The organism is Neobacillus sp. PS3-34, assembly GCF_030915465.1.
In the GTDB taxonomy this organism is placed as follows: domain Bacteria; phylum Bacillota; class Bacilli; order Bacillales; family Cytobacillaceae; genus Neobacillus_A.
Genome location: NZ_CP133267.1, coordinates 3,756,924 through 3,774,205 on the forward strand (window position 1 = coordinate 3,756,924; position 17,282 = coordinate 3,774,205).

Genomic DNA, 17,282 nt, shown 5'->3' on the forward strand with positions numbered 1-17,282 from the left:
GTAATGGGAACTGGGATTCTTGACGCATTTATAAATGAAAATAAACAACTAGTGGAACAAGAGCTCAGGGTCCTTGTTGATAGGCTGGATGCTCCTCTACCTGTTAAGGAAGCGATGCTGTACTCCCTTGAAGCAGGCGGGAAGCGCATTCGGCCGCTATTATTATTTGCCACTCTCGACGCCTTTGGTATGGCTCCGAATGCAGGGCTCCTTCCAGCAGCAGCAATTGAAATGATCCATACCTACTCTCTGATCCATGATGACTTGCCAAGTATGGATAATGATGATTTGAGAAGGGGAAAGCCTACAAATCATAAGGTCTTTGGAGAAGCGTTAGCCATTTTGGCTGGGGATGCTTTATTAACTTACAGTTTTCAAGTCGTAGGAAGCATTCCTGAAGAAGTTGCCTCAAGCCAGACCAAAATCAAATTAATTCTTGAACTGGCTAAGGCGCTGGAGCAGAGGGTATGGTAGGCGGACAGGCTGCAGATATGGAAGGAGAAGGAAAGAGCCTTTCACTAAAGGAACTGGAATATATACATATACACAAAACCGGGAGAATGCTTGAATATAGCGTCATTTCCGGAGCGATTTTGGCCGGTGCGACGGAATCCCAGCTAGAGCTGTTAACGGCTTTTGCCTATCATTTGGGACTAGCCTTTCAAATACGTGATGACATATTGGATTTAGAAGGCAGCGAAGAGGTAATAGGCAAGCCCGTCGGAAGCGATACAAATAACCATAAGAGCACCTATCCATCACTGTTATCTATGGAAGGAGCTAAAAAATCGTTGTCTGACCATATCGGGCTTGCCATGGAAGCTTTAACCAAAACGGGTTTAAATACAAGTCTGCTGGAGGAATTGACAGATTTAGTTGCTTCAAGGGACCATTAACAGAGAACGGTTTGAGACATATTATTTGTTATGTTATAATTTTACTTACTGCTAAGGAAATTATATATAATTACATTGTGAATAACTTACAACAAGTCTAGAGTAATCCAGCTCCAGCGCCCAGCCCCTCGGGGTCATAAGCCAAATCACTCCAGAAATCGGGATTTCCTGCGTGATTCGTCTTATGCCTGTCGGGGCTAAACAGGGCGCTTGCGCCTTTTGTTCCTTATACACACTGTTGATGCCGTTATCACGCTTGTGCTAGCGGCTTTTTTTCAAAAAAGCTGTGGATCTCCATGAAAAGAAGGTATTTCCTTGTAGAAAATTTCCTTTTCATTATAATTAAAGAGAAAAAGTATAATTAAGATAACGAACATAAGAAAAAAACTACCTAGAAAAAGAGATGAAAGTGAGTGGTCCAAGAAATGGATCTGTTATCAATAAAAGACCCTTCCTTTTTAAAAGGGCTGTCAAATAAAGAACTGGAGGACTTGAGCAAGGATATCCGACAATTCTTAATTGAAAAGCTGTCTGTTACCGGAGGCGATATTGGACCGAATTTAGGAGTAGTTGAATTAACAATTGCTTTACATAAATGCTTTAACAGTCCTAAGGATAAAATTTTATGGGATGTCGGCCATCAATCATATGTCCATAAAATATTGACAGGACGTGCCGGCGAATTTGATACACTAAGACAATTTAAAGGATTATGCGGGTTCCCAAAACGTATTGAGAGTGAACACGATGTCTGGGAGACGGGCGATAGCTCCACTTCTTTATCCGCTGCAATGGGAATGGCGATTGCGCGTGACTTGAAAAAAGAGGATTCCTATATCATTCCTGTAATAGGGGATGGGGCACTTACCGGCGGAATGGCTCTTGAGGCGTTAAATCATATTGGCCATGAAAAGAAAGATATGATTGTTATCTTGAATGATAATGAAATGTCTATCGCCCCAAATGTGGGGGCGCTTCACAATGTTCTCGGCAGATTGCGGACAGCAGGTAAATACCAGTGGGCTAAAGACGAACTGGAATTGTTGCTGAAGAAAATACCTGCAGTTGGCGGGGTACTTGCCGCAACAGCGGAAAGGCTAAAAGACAGCTTGAAGTACATGCTAGTTTCAGGAATGTTTTTTGAGGAGATGGGCTTTACGTATTTAGGCCTGTTGATGGCCATGACTATGAATCCCTTTTTGAAAATTTAGCTTATGCCAAAAAAACAAAAGGTCCTATTCTCCTTCATGTCATTACGAAAAAGGGGAAAGGGTATAATCCAGCTGAGAGTGATACAAAAGGAACCTGGCACGGTACAGGGCCATATAAAATGGAAACAGGTGATTTTGTTAAACCTGCGTTCGCCCCGCCGGCATGGAGCAGCTTAGTGAGCGAAACAGTTCGCAAGCTTGCCCGCAAGGATGATAGAATTGTGGCAATTACTCCTGCCATGCCTGTCGGCTCCAAGCTTGAAGGCTTTGCAAGTGAGTTTCCTGACCGGATGTTTGATGTGGGAATCGCCGAGCAGCATGCGGCAACAGTTTCAGCCGGATTGGCTACACAGGGAATGAAGCCGTTTTTGGCGATTTATTCGACGTTTTTGCAGCGTGCATATGATCAGGTTCTCCATGATATTTGCCGCCAAAACTTAAACGTGTTTATCGGAATTGACCGTGCGGGACTTGTAGGTGCTGACGGTGAGACACATCAGGGTGTTTTTGATATTGCATTTCTAAGAAATCTTCCGAACCTTGTTTTAATGATGCCTAAAGATGAAAATGAAGGGCAGCACATGGTCAAAACAGCGTTAAGCTATGATGATGGTCCAATCGCAATGAGATTTCCGCGTGGAAATGGAGTTGGCGTGCCGATGGAAGAAAAGCTGCGCACGATTCCAATTGGCAGTTGGGAAGTTTTAAAGGAAGGCTCAGAAGCAGCAATCCTGACATTCGGAACGACTATTCCAATGGCGATGGAAGCGGCAAATCGATTAGAAGCAAAGGGAATTTCGATAAAAGTCGTCAATGCCAGATTCATTAAGCCAATGGATGAAAACATGCTGTCCAAATTATTAAAAGATGACATGCCAATTTTGACAATTGAAGAAGCGATTCTGCAGGGCGGCTTTGGCAGTGCAGTAATTGAATTTGCACATGATAACGGATATCATCATGCTGTAATCGATAGACTTGGCATACCGGACCAATTTATCGAACATGGCGATGTAGATAAGCTTCTTGAAGAAATTGGGCTGACGACTGATGAAGCTGTGAAGAGATTATCCATTCTGGCCGGAAAAAACAAAAAAGGGCATAAAGTATGAAAATTAAGAAGGAACGAATTGATGTTTTACTAGTTGAACGCGGTCTAATTGAAACAAGAGAAAAAGCTAAAAGGCCATAATCGCCAGGTCTCGTATATAGCAATGAAGAGCGTCTCGATAAGCCTGGTGAAAAGGTAAATGCTGACGTTCAGTTGACCGTTAAAGGGAATGTTCTCCCGTATGTTAGCAGAGGTGGATTAAAGCTGGAAAAGGCTCTTAAAACCTTTGCTGTCGATATTAGTGGGAAAGTGCTCCTGGATATCGGATCATCAACAGGCGGTTTTACAGATTGCGCGCTGCAAAATGGCGCAAAAATGTCTTATGCTCTGGATGTAGGCTATAATCAGCTTGCCTGGAAGCTGCGAAATGATGAGCGTGTGGTAGTAATGGAGAGGACGAATTTCCGATATGTAACACCAGCAGATTTAATCCGCGATTTGCCAGATTTTGCGTCGATCGATGTCTCGTTCATATCCTTAAAACTTATTCTTCCCGTCCTTAAAACACTCCTTGTTCCTGGCAGTGACATAGTGGCTCTTGTAAAGCCGCAGTTTGAAGCAGCCGCGAGCAGGTGGGAAAAAAAGGAATTGTGAGAGACCGGAAGGTACATCTTGAAGTAGTAAATAAAATCATAACCTTCTCTTTAAAAGAAGGATATGCAGTCATGGACCTTTCATTTTCCCCAATAACAGGCGGAGATGGGAACATTGAATTCCTTCTCCATCTTAAATGGGAGGGAGAAAGTGGCACTAGTGGGAATCACCTTTCCACTGATCCGGCTGCTGTTGTCGAAGAGGCCCATAAAGAATTGAAAACCAAATCCAAACCAGAAGATAGTGCAGAAGGATAATATCTGATTGGACATCTGTTTTTGAGAAAGGCAAGCCAGTTTAAGCACTTTAGGATGCTTATTGGACTGCCTTTTTTTCTTTATTTTAGGAATCTAAATAATAAAATGTACAAGTTCGACAAAATCGGCTAACATATGTTTAGACAAGACAATTTTTACAAACGATTACATATAGGTTTGAAAGATTATTGGGGTGATATAGGGATGAATAAAGGCCAGCGCCATATTAAAATAAGAGACATTATTACGAGCAATGATATTGAAACCCAGGATGATCTGGTTGATGAGCTGAAAAATGCAGGTTTTAATGTCACCCAGGCAACTGTTTCGAGAGACATAAAGGAATTGCACCTAGTTAAGGTACCGCTTATGGATGGACGTTATAAGTACAGCCTTCCTGCAGATCAGCGGTTTAATCCTCTTCAAAAGTTAAAGAGGTCTTTAATGGACGCATTTGTAAGAATCGATTCAGCAGGGCATCTCCTTGTGATGAAAACACTCCCAGGGAACGCGATGGCTATTGGGGCTTTAATTGATAATTTGGATTGGGATGAAATACTGGGTACCATTTGCGGTGATGATACGCTTTTAATTATTTGCAGAACACCAGAAGATACAGAATTGATTACAGATCGTTTCCTTGAAATGCTATAGGGGGAATGCCTTTTGTTAAATGAATTATCCATTAAAAATTTTGCAATCATTGAAACATTAACTATTTCCTTTGAAAAGGGCTTAACTGTTTTAACGGGTGAAACCGGTGCGGGCAAGTCAATTATTATCGACGCCATTCACCAGCTGGTAGGAGGGCGGGGATCTGCTGAATTTGTTCGTCATGGAGAAGATAAGGCTGAAATTGAAGGCCTTTTTCAAATTGATAATGATAAGCATCCCTGCTATGAAAAGGCAGCCGAATTTGGAATAGAAATTGAAGACGGAATGGTTGTGTTGCGCAGAGATATTTCCCGTTCTGGCAAAAGCGTTTGCCGGATCAATGGGAAGCTGGTCACCATTTCAACATTAAGGGAATTTGGCGGCACACTTGTTGATATTCATGGTCAACATGAACATCAAGAGTTAATGAATGATACTCTTCATTTGTCGCTGCTTGACCAGTTTGGCCTCGCTGAAATTGGGCCAGCGCTGACTGAGTATGAATCAGTTTACAGCCGATATGAGTCTGCACTCAATAAATTGAAGCATTTAAGTGAAAATGAGCAGAAGACTGCACACAGGCTTGACCTTATTTTATTTCAGTTTGAAGAAATCCAGAAAGCACATCTGAAAATAAACGAGGATGAAGATTTATTTGAGGAGAAAAGAAAGCTGAGCAATTTTGAGCGGGTCTTTGAAGCTATCCAATCAAGTTACACAGCTCTGCAAGGAGAACAAAAAGGGCTTGACTGGATCAGTCTTGTAATGGGCAATCTTGAAGATGCTGCTGCTCTTGATAGCTCTTATAAGGAATTATACGATTCTGTTTCGAACAGTTTTTATATGCTTGAGGATGCTTCCCGCTCCTTACGAAACGAACTTGATGTATTGGAATACGATCCGCAGAGGCTGAACGAGATTGATGATAGACTGAACGAAATCAACCAGCTGAAGCGTAAATACGGGAAAACCATTCAGGAAATCCTTGAGTATGCCTCAGGAATAGAAGAAGAAATTGAAACCCTTCAAAATAAAGAAACTCATATTGGCCAACTTGAAAAAGAATTGGCATCGCTTAGAAAGGACCTGTCAATTGAGGCAGGGAACCTATCGGGCATACGCCAAAAATGGGCAGGGAAGCTAACGAAGCTTATCCATAAAGAGCTCAAGGATCTTTATATGGCAAAAACAATCTTTGAAATCAGATTTGAAAAGGATGAACAAAGATTTTATCCGAACGGTATGGACAGAGTCGAGTTCTATATCTCAACAAATCCCGGGGAACCTTTAAAGCCTCTTTCTAAAATTGCCTCTGGTGGAGAATTATCGCGGATGATGCTCGCATTAAAAAGTATTTTCTCCAAACATCAGGGAATTACGTCAATTATTTTCGATGAAGTGGATACTGGTGTCAGCGGCCGGGTAGCACAGGCTATTGCTGAAAAAATATTTAAAGTGGCAACAGGCTCACAGGTGCTTTGCATTTCCCATCTGCCACAGGTTGCCGCAATGGCGGATTCACATCTATATATTTCGAAAATCACGAAAGGCCGGAAGAACGAAGACTTCCGTTTCCTCCTTAAACGAAGATGAAAAAATAAAAGAAATTGGCCGGATGATTTCAGGGGTTGAAATTACCGATTTAACAAAGAAACATGCCAAGGAATTATTGCAAATTGCTGAAGAAATTAAAAAATCATGAAAAGCTATCCATTGAGGGTAGCTTTTTTATATTTATCCTTGTTATAAATGCCTTTCAAGGAGGCAAGATTAAAGATGTAGCCATTTGTTTTGCGGATTAGAAGCGAGGAGAGTGAAAAGATTGAAATTAGAATTACTAAGAAAAATCATTGGTGGAATTCTCCTTGTTTCATTGTTGGCCATTTTTGCTTTTCAGCCATTTCAACAATATCTTAATATTCCTCAAAAAGTAACGTTGTTTGAGGGACAAACAATAAAATTTAAAAAGGCTGCCCCGGTTTCAGCTTTTTTGAAAACAGACAGTTCCAGCGTCTCACTTAATCAGGAAGTGCATTCAGTTACATTAAAAGCGAAGGAAACAGGCAATCAGGAGATTGTAATGGATTTTGCCGGTTTTCCAGTAAAAAAGGTCGATGTAAATGTTTTAAAGGATTTTAAAGTGATACCCGGAGGGCAATCAATTGGGGTTAAATTGAATACTGTTGGAGTACTGGTAGTCGGGCATCATCAAGTAAACACTAGTGAAGGAAAAAAATCCCCGGGTGAAATCGCCGGGATCAAAATCGGAGATATCATCACCGAAATAAATGGAACAAAAATTGAAAAAATGACCGATGTCGCCCCATTTGTACAGAGTGCAGGGCAGAAGGGTCAAGCGATGAACGTTATGATCAGCCGTGAAAACGGTAAGTTCACGACGAAATTAACTCCATTGAAAGAAAAGGGAGAAGAAACATACAAGCTGGGATTATATATCAGGGATTCAGCAGCCGGAATTGGCACAATGACTTTTTATCATCCTCAGTCAAAAAAATATGGTGCCCTCGGGCATGTAATTTCCGATATGGACACGAAGAAACCAATTGTCGTTGAAGATGGCCAAATTGTCAGGTCTACAGTCACATCTATTGAAAAAGGCAGCAACGGGAATCCAGGCGAAAAACTTGCGAGGTTCTCAGATGATCGAGAAATCATCGGAAACATTCAGCGAAACAGTCCCTTTGGGATTTTTGGTAAATTAAACAGGAATATGAAGAACAGAATAATGGACAAACCAATGCCGATCGCTTTATCTCACGAGGTAAAGGAAGGACCGCCAAATATTAACAGTAGTTGACGAAGATAAGGTAGAGTTATTTGATATTGAAATTGTCAGTACGATCCCGCAAAAGTTTCCTGCGACAAAGGGAATGGTCATTAAGGTGACGGATCCTAAGCTTTTAGAGAAAACAGGAGGAATAGTACAGGGGATGAGCGGAAGTCCTATTATTCAGGATGGAAAGCTTGTCGGTGCTGTCACACATGTATTCGTAAACGACCCAACATCTGGTTATGGGGTCCATATAGAATGGATGCTGAACGAAGCGGGAATTGATATATATGAAAAAAAGAAAGCGAGTTAATCTTTTGAATAGGCGTTTAGACGCCTATTTTTTTGTTTTTAATGATTTTTCGACAAATACAGCTTGAATTATTGAAAACAAGCGAATTTAGTCGAATTGAAGAGAAAATAGAAGATTTCATAGGTTTTTTTGACGATTTTAACAAAATTTAAAAAATTGAAAGGAATTTATGTTGCATTGTCGAATTTGTCATTTAGAATAGAAATATAAACCTGACAGATATAAGACCCATTTATCGGATATGAGGAGGAAAATATCAGTGAAAAAAATTAAAGTGTGTATCGTTGACGATAACCGTGAATTAGTAGGATTATTAGAGGACTATATTTCGTCCCAGGAAGATATGGAAGTGACAGGTATCGCTCATAATGGACAGGATTGTCTGGAAATGCTTCAGGGAACAGATCCGGATGTTTTAATTTTAGATATTATTATGCCGCATCTTGATGGACTTGCAGTTCTTGATAGGCTTAGGGAAGAAAAAGGGGATCCTTGCCTAATGTTATCATGTTAACCGCTTTGGCCAGGAAGATGTCACAAAAAAGGCTGTTGAGCTTGGAGCTTCCTACTTCGTCCTAAAGCCATTTGATATGGAGAATCTCGGAAATCAAATCCGCCAGGTCAGCGGAAAAAACAACAGTGTTTCCAGGAAACTTCCTTCTTCTAATTATCGTCCTCATTCCGATAATAAACCTAAAAATTTAGACGCAAGCATTACAAGTATTATTCATGAAATTGGCGTCCCTGCCCATATTAAAGGTTATTTATATTTACGTGAAGCCATTTCAATGGTTTATAACGATATCGAACTTTTAGGATCGATTACAAAGGTTTTATATCCTGATATCGCCAAGAAGTATAACACTACTGCCAGCCGCGTTGAACGTGCAATCCGCCATGCAATTGAAGTTGCCTGGAGCCGTGGCAATATTGACTCGATTTCCTCATTGTTTGGTTATACGGTTAGCATGACCAAGGCAAAGCCGACGAATTCCGAATTCATCGCCATGGTTGCCGACAAGCTTCGCCTTGAGAAGAATGCTTCTTGAAGGGGTTAGAACTATAAGGTTATGGCTTCTTTCTTAACCATCATCAGAGGTTATGCGGTATTATCAACATTTTAATAATAAAAGCCCAATAAATCGACTGATTTATTGGGCTTTTGCATAATGTAATACATATTATAGTTATTCTTTTGAATTTTTCTCTAGTTCAAGCATCTTTTGAATGAGAATATGCTGTGGCATATGCATAAGCTGCTCGATAGGAATTTTTAACTGTTCGGAAAGTTTAATGGCTGTTTCTGCGGATATAGGTAAGGGTCTCATAAATATCCTCCAATTCATTTATTAAGGATGTGGTCAAATGACGCAGGTTTTTGCTCATCGCGGTTACTCTGCCGTCTTTTCAGAAAATACGATGACGGCATTTTTGGAAGCGGAAAAAACTGGCTGCGACGGGATTGAGCTTGATGTACAATTAACTAAGGATGGCGAAGTGGTCGTCATACATGATGAAAAAGTCGATAGGACGACCAGTGGAACCGGCTGGGTAAAAGATTTTACATTTAAGGAAGTCCGCAACCTGAACGCAAATAAATCGGGAATGAAGAAAGAGCCAATTCCTTCGCTGATTGAAGTTTTTGAATGGATGAAAACGAATAAATTAATATGCAATATTGAACTAAAAAATACGATAATTCCATATGAAGGTATGGAGGAAAAGGTAATTGAAATGATTCGGAAATACGGATTATCCAACAGGATTATTATCTCTTCCTTTAATCATTATAGCATCGTATACAGTTACAGGCACGCGCCTGAAATTGAAACTGCTCCGCTTTACTCGGAGGGATTATATATGCCTTGGGTATATGCCCAGTCAATACGTGCAGCGGGAATCCATCCAAAGCACCTTGCTGCAACGGATGAAATTATTCGGCAGGCAATGGAAAATGGAATAGCAGTCCGTCCATATACCGTTAATAAGGATAATGATATGCACCGGCTTTTTAATATGAACTGCACAGCATTTATAACAGATGATCCATTAAAAGCATTAAGGATAAGGAAACAATATGAAAAGAGACCGTAATGGTCTCTTTTTAATTTTTACCCTGAAATTTTGACTGGACTTTATTCCTCTTTCGATCACGATGCAAGATAAATCCAGCAACGAACCAGAGGCCTCCAATAAAAAACAGGAGTCCTGCGAGAAATTGAAGTGAGAGTGATGGGAAAGGAGCCTGCAATCTTCCAAATACCATATCCCTCATTAATTTTATTCCAAGTGCAGCCAGGAATCCGGGGATTAACATTATCATTAAAGCAATTATTCGCTTCATAGATGATCCTCTCCAAAATAATAATGCCTTCTTCAAAATGATAGTATATGAATCAAATTTGTCAAGGAGCCCTTTTCCTTATAAAATAAATATGAAAGAAATTGCATATATTGTAAATGTTGAATATGAAAAATATTGCTTACATAATTTGGTTTTAACCCTGGGATCAATGGAAAAGTGTATTCCTTAAAAGGAGTGTGAATCGTGCAAAATGTAATGATTGTAGGTGCAGGTAAAGGTGGCACAGCCATTTTAAAAATCCTGCACGAAACAGAAGTACTGAATGTTATTGCTGTGATTGACAGGAATTTCGATGCACCAGGTGTATTATTTGCCCAGGAGCAAGGGATAAAGACAGGAACACACTGGCTGCCTTTTCTGAATGACTCCGTTGATATCATCATTGAAGTGACAGGCGATCAGGAGGTTTTTCAGGAGCTGATGGAGGCAAGGGGAAAAAATACTGTATTAATTCCTGGAAGTGTTGCCTATTTAATTGCCAAGCTGATGGAAGAAAAGGAAGAACTGATTGATAAACATCGAAACGAATCATATAAACAGGATATGATTTTTAATTCAACGGATGACGGAATGGTCGTAATTGATGTTAAGGGGCGCGTCATCCTGTTTAACCGAAGAGCTCAGGAAATGATGGGGATAAAGAAAGAGGAGGCTATTGGCAGGTTTGTCAGGGAAATTATTCCGACAAGCCGCCTGCCGCATATCCTTGAAACAAGAAGAGCAGAAGCCAACCAGGAAATGATTTTACATAATGGGTTGAAAATTATTACGACCCGCATTCCTATCATCGATGAGAAGAATAACCTCATTGGTGCCTTTGCAGTATTTAAGGATATAACCGAGGTGGTTAATCTTGCAGAGGAAATTACAAATCTAAGGGAAATTCAAACAATGCTGCAGGCCATAATCCAATCCAGTGATGATGCAATTTCTGTTGTAGATGAAGAAGGCAGGGGTATTCTCATCAACCCTGCGTATACTCGTATTACTGGGCTTACGCAGGATCAGGTCATAGGAAAACCTGCAACAGCTGATATTTCCGAAGGCGAAAGCATGCATATGAAGGTATTGCAAACGCGTAGAGCCGTCAGGGGAGTTGGAATGCGGGTTGGTCCAGCAAAAAAGGAAGTAGTCGTCAACGTAGCGCCCATTATAGTTAAAGGCAAATTAAAGGGAAGTGTTGGGGTCATTCACGACATGTCGGAAATAACCAGCCTGAGTAAGGAACTAAACCGGGCAAGGCAGATTATCCGTACATTAGAAGCTAAATATTCCTTTGAAGACATTATCGGATTATCGGAAGAAATGATGCTTGCGATTGACCAGGCAAGGCTTGGAGCAAAAACGCCAGCAACGGTATTGCTTCGGGGAGAATCCGGTACCGGAAAGGAATTGTTCGCCCATGCCATCCATAATGCAAGCGACCGCAAATACAATAAATTTATTAGGGTCAACTGTGCTGCGCTTTCAGAATCGCTTTTGGAGAGTGAATTGTTTGGCTATGAAGAAGGGGCATTTTCTGGGGCAAAAAGAGGTGGAAAAAGGGGACTATTTGAAGAAGCAAATAATGGGAGCATTTTTCTGGATGAAATCGGGGAGATATCTTCGAACACCCAGGCGAAATTACTAAGGGTTCTGCAGGAAAGTGAGATTACCCGTGTAGGCGGAACGAAGGCTGTTTCAATTAATGTGCGGGTGATAGCCGCGACCAATGTGAATCTTGAAAAAGGCATTGCAAACGGTACATTCAGGGAAGACTTATATTATCGGTTAAACCGCATGCCGATCCATATCCCTCCTTTGCGAAAAAGGAAGGAAGAAATTCCACTGCTGTGCGAAAAACTCATACATAAAATTAACAGAGATTATGGACGTAACGTTGAACGGGTTACAGAAGCTGCAATGCTGCAGTTAATGGCATATGATTGGCCGGGGAATGTCAGAGAGCTTGAAAACATTCTTGGACGAGCTATGATTTTTATGAATTATCATGAAGTAGCCGTTGATCTAAAACATCTGCCTGAATTAAAGAGCAGTCATCAAGGAGATGAAAAACCCTCATTCGGAAAGACTATGGTTTATGATGATATGCCGCTGTCGGAAATGCTGGAGCAATTTGAGGGAAAAATAATTAGGGAAAAACTACTCCAATTAAATGGAAATAAAACTTTAACTGCCCGGTCACTTGGATTATCAGTCCGGAATTTATACTATAAGCTGGAAAAATACAATATTGAAAAAAAAAGCATGCAATAATTTTCATAGTATGAAATAATTTGCATAGAAAAACATTTAAAAATAAAGCGTTTTCATAAAATGATTTTGGCACGATACTTGCATAGTAAATAGTGTCACAAAGTTTTTAGGTAGAAAGGGTTGATTACATCCGTGTTATTAGATTCCTTAATTGACAAAGCAACCCAATTTGAAAGAATGACGGTAGCTGTCGCTGCCGCCGAAGACGAAGAGGTAATAGAAGCTATAATTGGAGCCTTAAAGCAAGATCTTGCTAAATTCTTGTTATTTGGCGATGAACGTAAAATTTTAAGGCTGATCAAAGAGAAAAGTCCTGCATTTGAAAAAGATGAGAGATTATCCATCGTTCACGCAGAGTCGGAAATAAGTGCTGCAGAGAATGCGGTCAGGTCCGTTTCCAACAACGAAGCAAGTGTTTTAATGAAAGGAAATATTCCAACTGCTGTTCTGCTAAAGGCAGTTCTGAATAAGGAATATGGTTTAAGGGCAGGCAGCGTTCTATCCCATACTGCTGTTTTTGAAGTGCCTGGTTTTGACCGGTTCACGATCATAACAGACGCAGGAATGAATATCGCTCCCGATTTGGAGCAAAAAGCACAAATTGTAAAAAACGCTGTTTCCATTGCCAGAGCAATCGGCATTGAAAATCCAAAAGTGGCTCCACTGGCTGCGGTTGAAGTAATCAATCCGGCAATGCAGGCTACAATGGATGCAGCAGCCCTAACTATGATGAATAGACACGGCCAAATTAACGGCTGCGTAATTGACGGCCCGCTTGCGCTTGACAATGCTGTTTCATCCTTGGCGGCTGAGCATAAGGGCATTAAAAGTGAAGTAGCAGGTAAAGCTGATATTCTGTTGGTTCCAACCATTGAAGTTGGAAACACATTATATAAATCGCTCATTTATTTTGCAAATGCTAAAGTAGGTGCTGTAATTGCCGGTGCGAAAGCGCCAATTGTATTAACATCCAGGGCAGATAGTGCTCAAAGCAAGCTGTATTCGCTGGCTCTCGCAATATGCTCTGTTTCAAAATAGTCTTTTCTAAATTGGGGAGGAAATATAAATGGAAATCTTTAAGTATCTTGAAAAATACGATTATGAGCAAGTGGTATTCTGTCAGGACAAACAATCTGGATTAAAAGCGATTATCGCTATCCATGATACAACTCTCGGACCAGCATTAGGCGGAACAAGAATGTGGACTTATGAGTCTGAAGAGGCAGCTATTGAGGACGCACTTCGCCTGGCAAAAGGCATGACATATAAAAATGCTGCTGCAGGTTTAAATCTTGGCGGCGGTAAGACTGTTATCATCGGAGACCCTCGCAAAGACAAGAATGAAGAAATGTTCCGAGCATTCGGACGTTATATACAGGGCTTAAATCGCCGCTATATTACAGCTGAAGATGTGGGTACAACAGTAGCTGATATGGACTTAATCCATGAAGAAACGGATTATGTAACCGGAATCTCACCAGCTTTCGGATCATCTGGAAACCCATCTCCAGTAACAGCGTACGGCGTATACCGCGGGATGAAAGCTGCAGCTAAAGAAGCTTTCGGTACGGATTCTTTAGAGGGTAAAGTCATCGCTGTACAGGGTGTAGGAAATGTTGCTTATAATCTTTGCCGCCATTTACATGAAGAAGGCGCCCAGTTAATCGTTACTGACATTAACAAAGAAGCGGTACAGCGCGCTGTTGAAGAGTTTGGTGCGAAGGCAGTAGAACCAAATGAAATCTACGGCGTTGACTGTGATATTTATGCTCCGTGTGCCCTTGGAGCTGTCATTAATGATGATACTATTTCACAAATCAAGGCTAAGGTTATTGCAGGTGCTGCAAATAACCAGTTAAAAGATACCCAGCATGGTGACATCATTCACGAAATGGGAATCGTATATGCACCGGATTATGTAATCAATGCCGGCGGCGTTATCAATGTTGCGGACGAACTTTACGGCTATAATCGTGATCGAGCAATGAAGAAGGTTGAACAAGTATATGCAAACATTGAAAAAGTAATCGAAATAGCTAAACGTGATGGTATTCCAACATATATGGCAGCTGATCGTATGGTTGAAGAAAGAATTGAAAGAATGCGGAATTCCCGTGGCCAATTTTTACAGAATGGTCACCATATTCTAAGCAGAAGAAAATAAGAGGAGCACAGCTTCTTATTTAAGAGCGCTGAATTTCGGTTCAGCGCCCTTTGCCATTAAACTGGCAGCAAATTTTCCTTCGGGAGGTTTTACCTTGCAAGAAAAAGAATATCGGATTCTCGTCATCAACCCAGGCTCAACTTCAACCAAGATCGGAGTCTTCGATAATGATATCTCCATATTAGAAAGAACGATTCGCCATGAATCTGAAATAATAGGAACTTTTGATAATATTATTGACCAGTATGAATTTAGAAAAAACGTGATTCTGGAAACACTTGATAGCGAAGGAATCAATATTTCCAAGCTAAGCGCGGTCTGCGGACGCGGAGGGCTCCTTCGTCCAATCGAAGGCGGAACCTATTCAGTCAACGAAGCGATGCTCGCGGACCTGCGAGCGGGATTTGCAGGGCAGCATGCTTCCAATCTGGGCGGAATCATAGCTTACGAAATCGCATGCGGGCTGAATATTCCATCCTTTATCGTAGATCCGGTCGTCGTTGACGAACTTGATCCGATTGCCCGTATATCCGGTTTTTCACTAATAGAAAGAAAAAGCATTTTTCATGCGCTTAACCAAAAAGCAGTCGCAAGAAGGGTTGCGAAAGAGTTAGGTGCGAAATATAGCGATTTGAATTTAATCGTCACTCATATGGGTGGGGGGATTACGGTAGGTGTCCATAAAAAGGGCAGAGTCGTTGAAGTAAACAACGGTCTGCACGGAGATGGTCCCTTCAGTCCCGAACGAGCTGGAACCGTGCCTGTTGGCGATTTAGTCTCATTATGCTATTCAGGTGAATTTTACCGTGAAGAGATAATGAAAAAGCTGGTCGGACAGGGTGGACTGGTCGGCTACCTTGGAACTAATGATGCTGTTAAAGTGGAAAAGATGATTGAAAATGGGGACAAACAGGCAAAACTGGTTTATGAAGCAATGGCTTACCAGGTGGCAAAGGAAATAGGAGCTGCAAGCACCGTATTAGCCGGCAAAGTCGATGCTATCATATTAACGGGCGGTCTTGCGTATGGAAAAGAATATGTAAAAGGAATTTCTGACCGGATTAACTGGATTGCTGATGTCATCATTCATCCGGGTGAAAATGAGCTTCAAGCATTGGCTGAAGGAGCCCTTCGCGTTATGAAAGGCGAGGAAGAGGCCGAAAGATTATCCAGGTACAATTAAAACAGCATCTATTTAAGATGATGAGGAGGAGTCTAAATTGGCTCAAGAATATGATTTAGTCATTCTAGGCGGTGGAACGGGAGGCTATGTGGCTGCAATTCGTGCCTCACAGCTCGGCCTGAAAACAGCGATTGTCGAAAAAGGAAAGCTGGGCGGAACATGCCTGCATAAAGGTTGTATTCCAAGTAAAGCACTTCTTAGGAGTGCAGAGGTATTTGCCACTGCCCAAAAAAGTGAAGAATTCGGTGTCATGACAAGTGGTGTCACTGTTAATTTTGGAAAAGTCCAGGAAAGAAAAAATAAAATCGTCGATCAGCTTCATAAGGGTGTTCAACACTTAATGAAGCAGGGGAAAATCGATGTGTTTGAAGGAACTGGCAGGATTTTAGGGCGATTTATCTTTTCACCTATGCCGGGCACCATTTCGGTTGAGATGAATAATGGCGATGAAAACGAAATGCTAATTCCTAAGAATGTCATCGTTGCGACTGGTTCAAGGCCTCGTACTTTGCCAGGCCTTGAAATTGACGGTGATAAAGTACTTACTTCCGATGAAGCGCTAGCGATGGAATCTCTTCCATCCTCCATCATTATTGTCGGCGGAGGGGTAATTGGAATAGAATGGGCCTCCATGCTGTCCGATTTCGGAGTAGATGTAACCGTAATTGAATATGCAGACCGCATTATTCCAACTGAAGATGCCGAGATTTCAAAGGAAATGCAGCGCTTGATGAAGAAAAAAGGGATCAAGATTGTAACGGGTGCAAAGGTTCTTCCGGAAACATTGACCAAAGGTGAAGCTGTAACAATTTCAGCTGAGGTAAAAGGAGCAGCAAAGGAATTCAGTGCTGAAAAAATCCTTGTTTCCGTTGGACGCCAGGCAAATGTAGAAGGTATTGGCCTTGATAATACAGAAATACAAGTTGAAAGAGGTTTTATCCTTACAAACGAGTTTTTCCAGACGAAAGAGTCACATATTTATGCGATTGGCGACGTTATTGGCGGGCTGCAGCTTGCGCATGTTGCTTCCCACGAAGGAATCACAGCTGTTGAGCATATTGCAGGTCAAAACCCATCTCCTATGGACTATAAGCTAGTTTCCAAGTGCATCTACAGCAGCCCTGAGGTTGCGAACGTTGGATACACAGAAGACGAAGCGAAAGAAAAAGGTTTTAAAGTGAAGACAGGCAAGTTTTCATTCCGGGCAATTGGAAAGGCACTTGTATTTGGCGAATCAGATGGCTTCGTTAAAATAATTGCCGATGAAGAAACCGATGATATTCTAGGGGTGCATATGATCGGTCCGCACGTGACAGATATGATTTCGGAAGCAGGCCTTGCAATGGTTTTAGATGCAACACCTTGGGAAGTGTCACACACCATCCATCCTCATCCGACTTTATCCGAGGCAATTGGTGAAGCTGCATTGGCTGTTTACGGAAAGGCAATTCATTCTTAATAAGTTTTTCGAACAAATGGGAGGTTTA

At 41.3% G+C, this 17,282-nt stretch carries 8 protein-coding genes and 7 pseudogenes; 13 read left to right on the top strand and 2 right to left on the bottom strand.

Annotation, left to right across the window (positions count from 1 at the left end; translation table 11 throughout):
* Positions 1-3: 3 nt before the first annotated feature.
* The 7 genes and pseudogenes from RCG23_RS19555 (at position 4) to spo0A (ending at position 8,876) form a co-directional block, all read left to right on the top strand.
* Positions 4-896 (top strand): annotated as a pseudogene (locus tag RCG23_RS19555) (polyprenyl synthetase family protein).
* Positions 897-1,321: 425 nt separating this feature from the next.
* Positions 1,322-3,212: pseudogene (gene dxs, locus RCG23_RS19560) on the top strand (1-deoxy-D-xylulose-5-phosphate synthase).
* A gap of 3 nt (positions 3,213-3,215) precedes the next feature.
* Positions 3,216-4,069, top strand: a pseudogene (locus RCG23_RS19565) (TlyA family RNA methyltransferase).
* Between the two features lie 204 nt (positions 4,070-4,273).
* Complete coding sequence (ahrC, locus tag RCG23_RS19570; RefSeq protein WP_308177020.1) at positions 4,274-4,723, top strand: transcriptional regulator AhrC/ArgR; 450 nt, start codon at positions 4,274-4,276, stop codon at positions 4,721-4,723.
* Positions 4,724-4,735: 12 nt separating this feature from the next.
* A pseudogene (recN, locus tag RCG23_RS19575) lies at positions 4,736-6,425 on the top strand (DNA repair protein RecN).
* 120 nt (positions 6,426-6,545) lie between these two features.
* Positions 6,546-7,827 (top strand): annotated as a pseudogene (gene spoIVB, locus RCG23_RS19580) (SpoIVB peptidase).
* A gap of 241 nt (positions 7,828-8,068) precedes the next feature.
* Positions 8,069-8,876, top strand: a pseudogene (spo0A, locus tag RCG23_RS19585) (sporulation transcription factor Spo0A).
* A 138-nt stretch (positions 8,877-9,014) separates the two neighbouring features.
* Here the strand turns inward: spo0A and RCG23_RS19590 are convergent.
* Entirely contained in the window at positions 9,015-9,155 is a 141-nt protein-coding gene (locus RCG23_RS19590; protein ID WP_308177021.1) for a YycC family protein, read from the bottom strand.
* A gap of 37 nt (positions 9,156-9,192) precedes the next feature.
* Here RCG23_RS19590 and RCG23_RS19595 point away from each other — a divergent pair, with 37 nt between their 5' ends.
* On the top strand, positions 9,193-9,921 hold the full coding sequence (locus RCG23_RS19595) for a glycerophosphodiester phosphodiesterase (RefSeq protein ID WP_308177022.1): 729 nt from the start codon (positions 9,193-9,195) through the stop codon (positions 9,919-9,921).
* A gap of 10 nt (positions 9,922-9,931) precedes the next feature.
* Here RCG23_RS19595 and RCG23_RS19600 read toward each other — a convergent pair whose 3' ends face one another.
* Positions 9,932-10,171: a DUF2627 domain-containing protein gene (locus RCG23_RS19600; RefSeq protein WP_308177023.1), complete on the bottom strand. Its 240-nt coding sequence runs from the start codon at positions 10,169-10,171 to the stop codon at positions 9,932-9,934.
* A gap of 204 nt (positions 10,172-10,375) precedes the next feature.
* Between RCG23_RS19600 and RCG23_RS19605 the strand changes: the two genes are divergently transcribed.
* The 5 genes and pseudogenes from RCG23_RS19605 (at position 10,376) to lpdA (ending at position 17,254) form a co-directional block, all read left to right on the top strand.
* A complete protein-coding gene (locus tag RCG23_RS19605; protein WP_308177024.1) occupies positions 10,376-12,448 on the top strand; it encodes a sigma 54-interacting transcriptional regulator in 2,073 nt (690 codons plus the stop codon).
* Positions 12,449-12,580: 132 nt separating this feature from the next.
* A complete protein-coding gene (gene yqiS / locus RCG23_RS19610) occupies positions 12,581-13,486 on the top strand; it encodes a phosphate butyryltransferase (protein WP_308180116.1) in 906 nt (301 codons plus the stop codon).
* A 28-nt stretch (positions 13,487-13,514) separates the two neighbouring features.
* On the top strand, positions 13,515-14,612 hold the full coding sequence (gene bcd, locus RCG23_RS19615; protein WP_308177025.1) for a branched-chain amino acid dehydrogenase: 1,098 nt from the start codon (positions 13,515-13,517) through the stop codon (positions 14,610-14,612).
* 94 nt (positions 14,613-14,706) lie between these two features.
* Positions 14,707-15,811, top strand: a pseudogene (buk, locus tag RCG23_RS19620) (butyrate kinase).
* Positions 15,812-15,832: 21 nt separating this feature from the next.
* Entirely contained in the window at positions 15,833-17,254 is a 1,422-nt protein-coding gene (gene lpdA / locus RCG23_RS19625) for a dihydrolipoyl dehydrogenase (RefSeq protein ID WP_308177026.1), read from the top strand.
* Positions 17,255-17,282 lie beyond the last annotated feature (28 nt).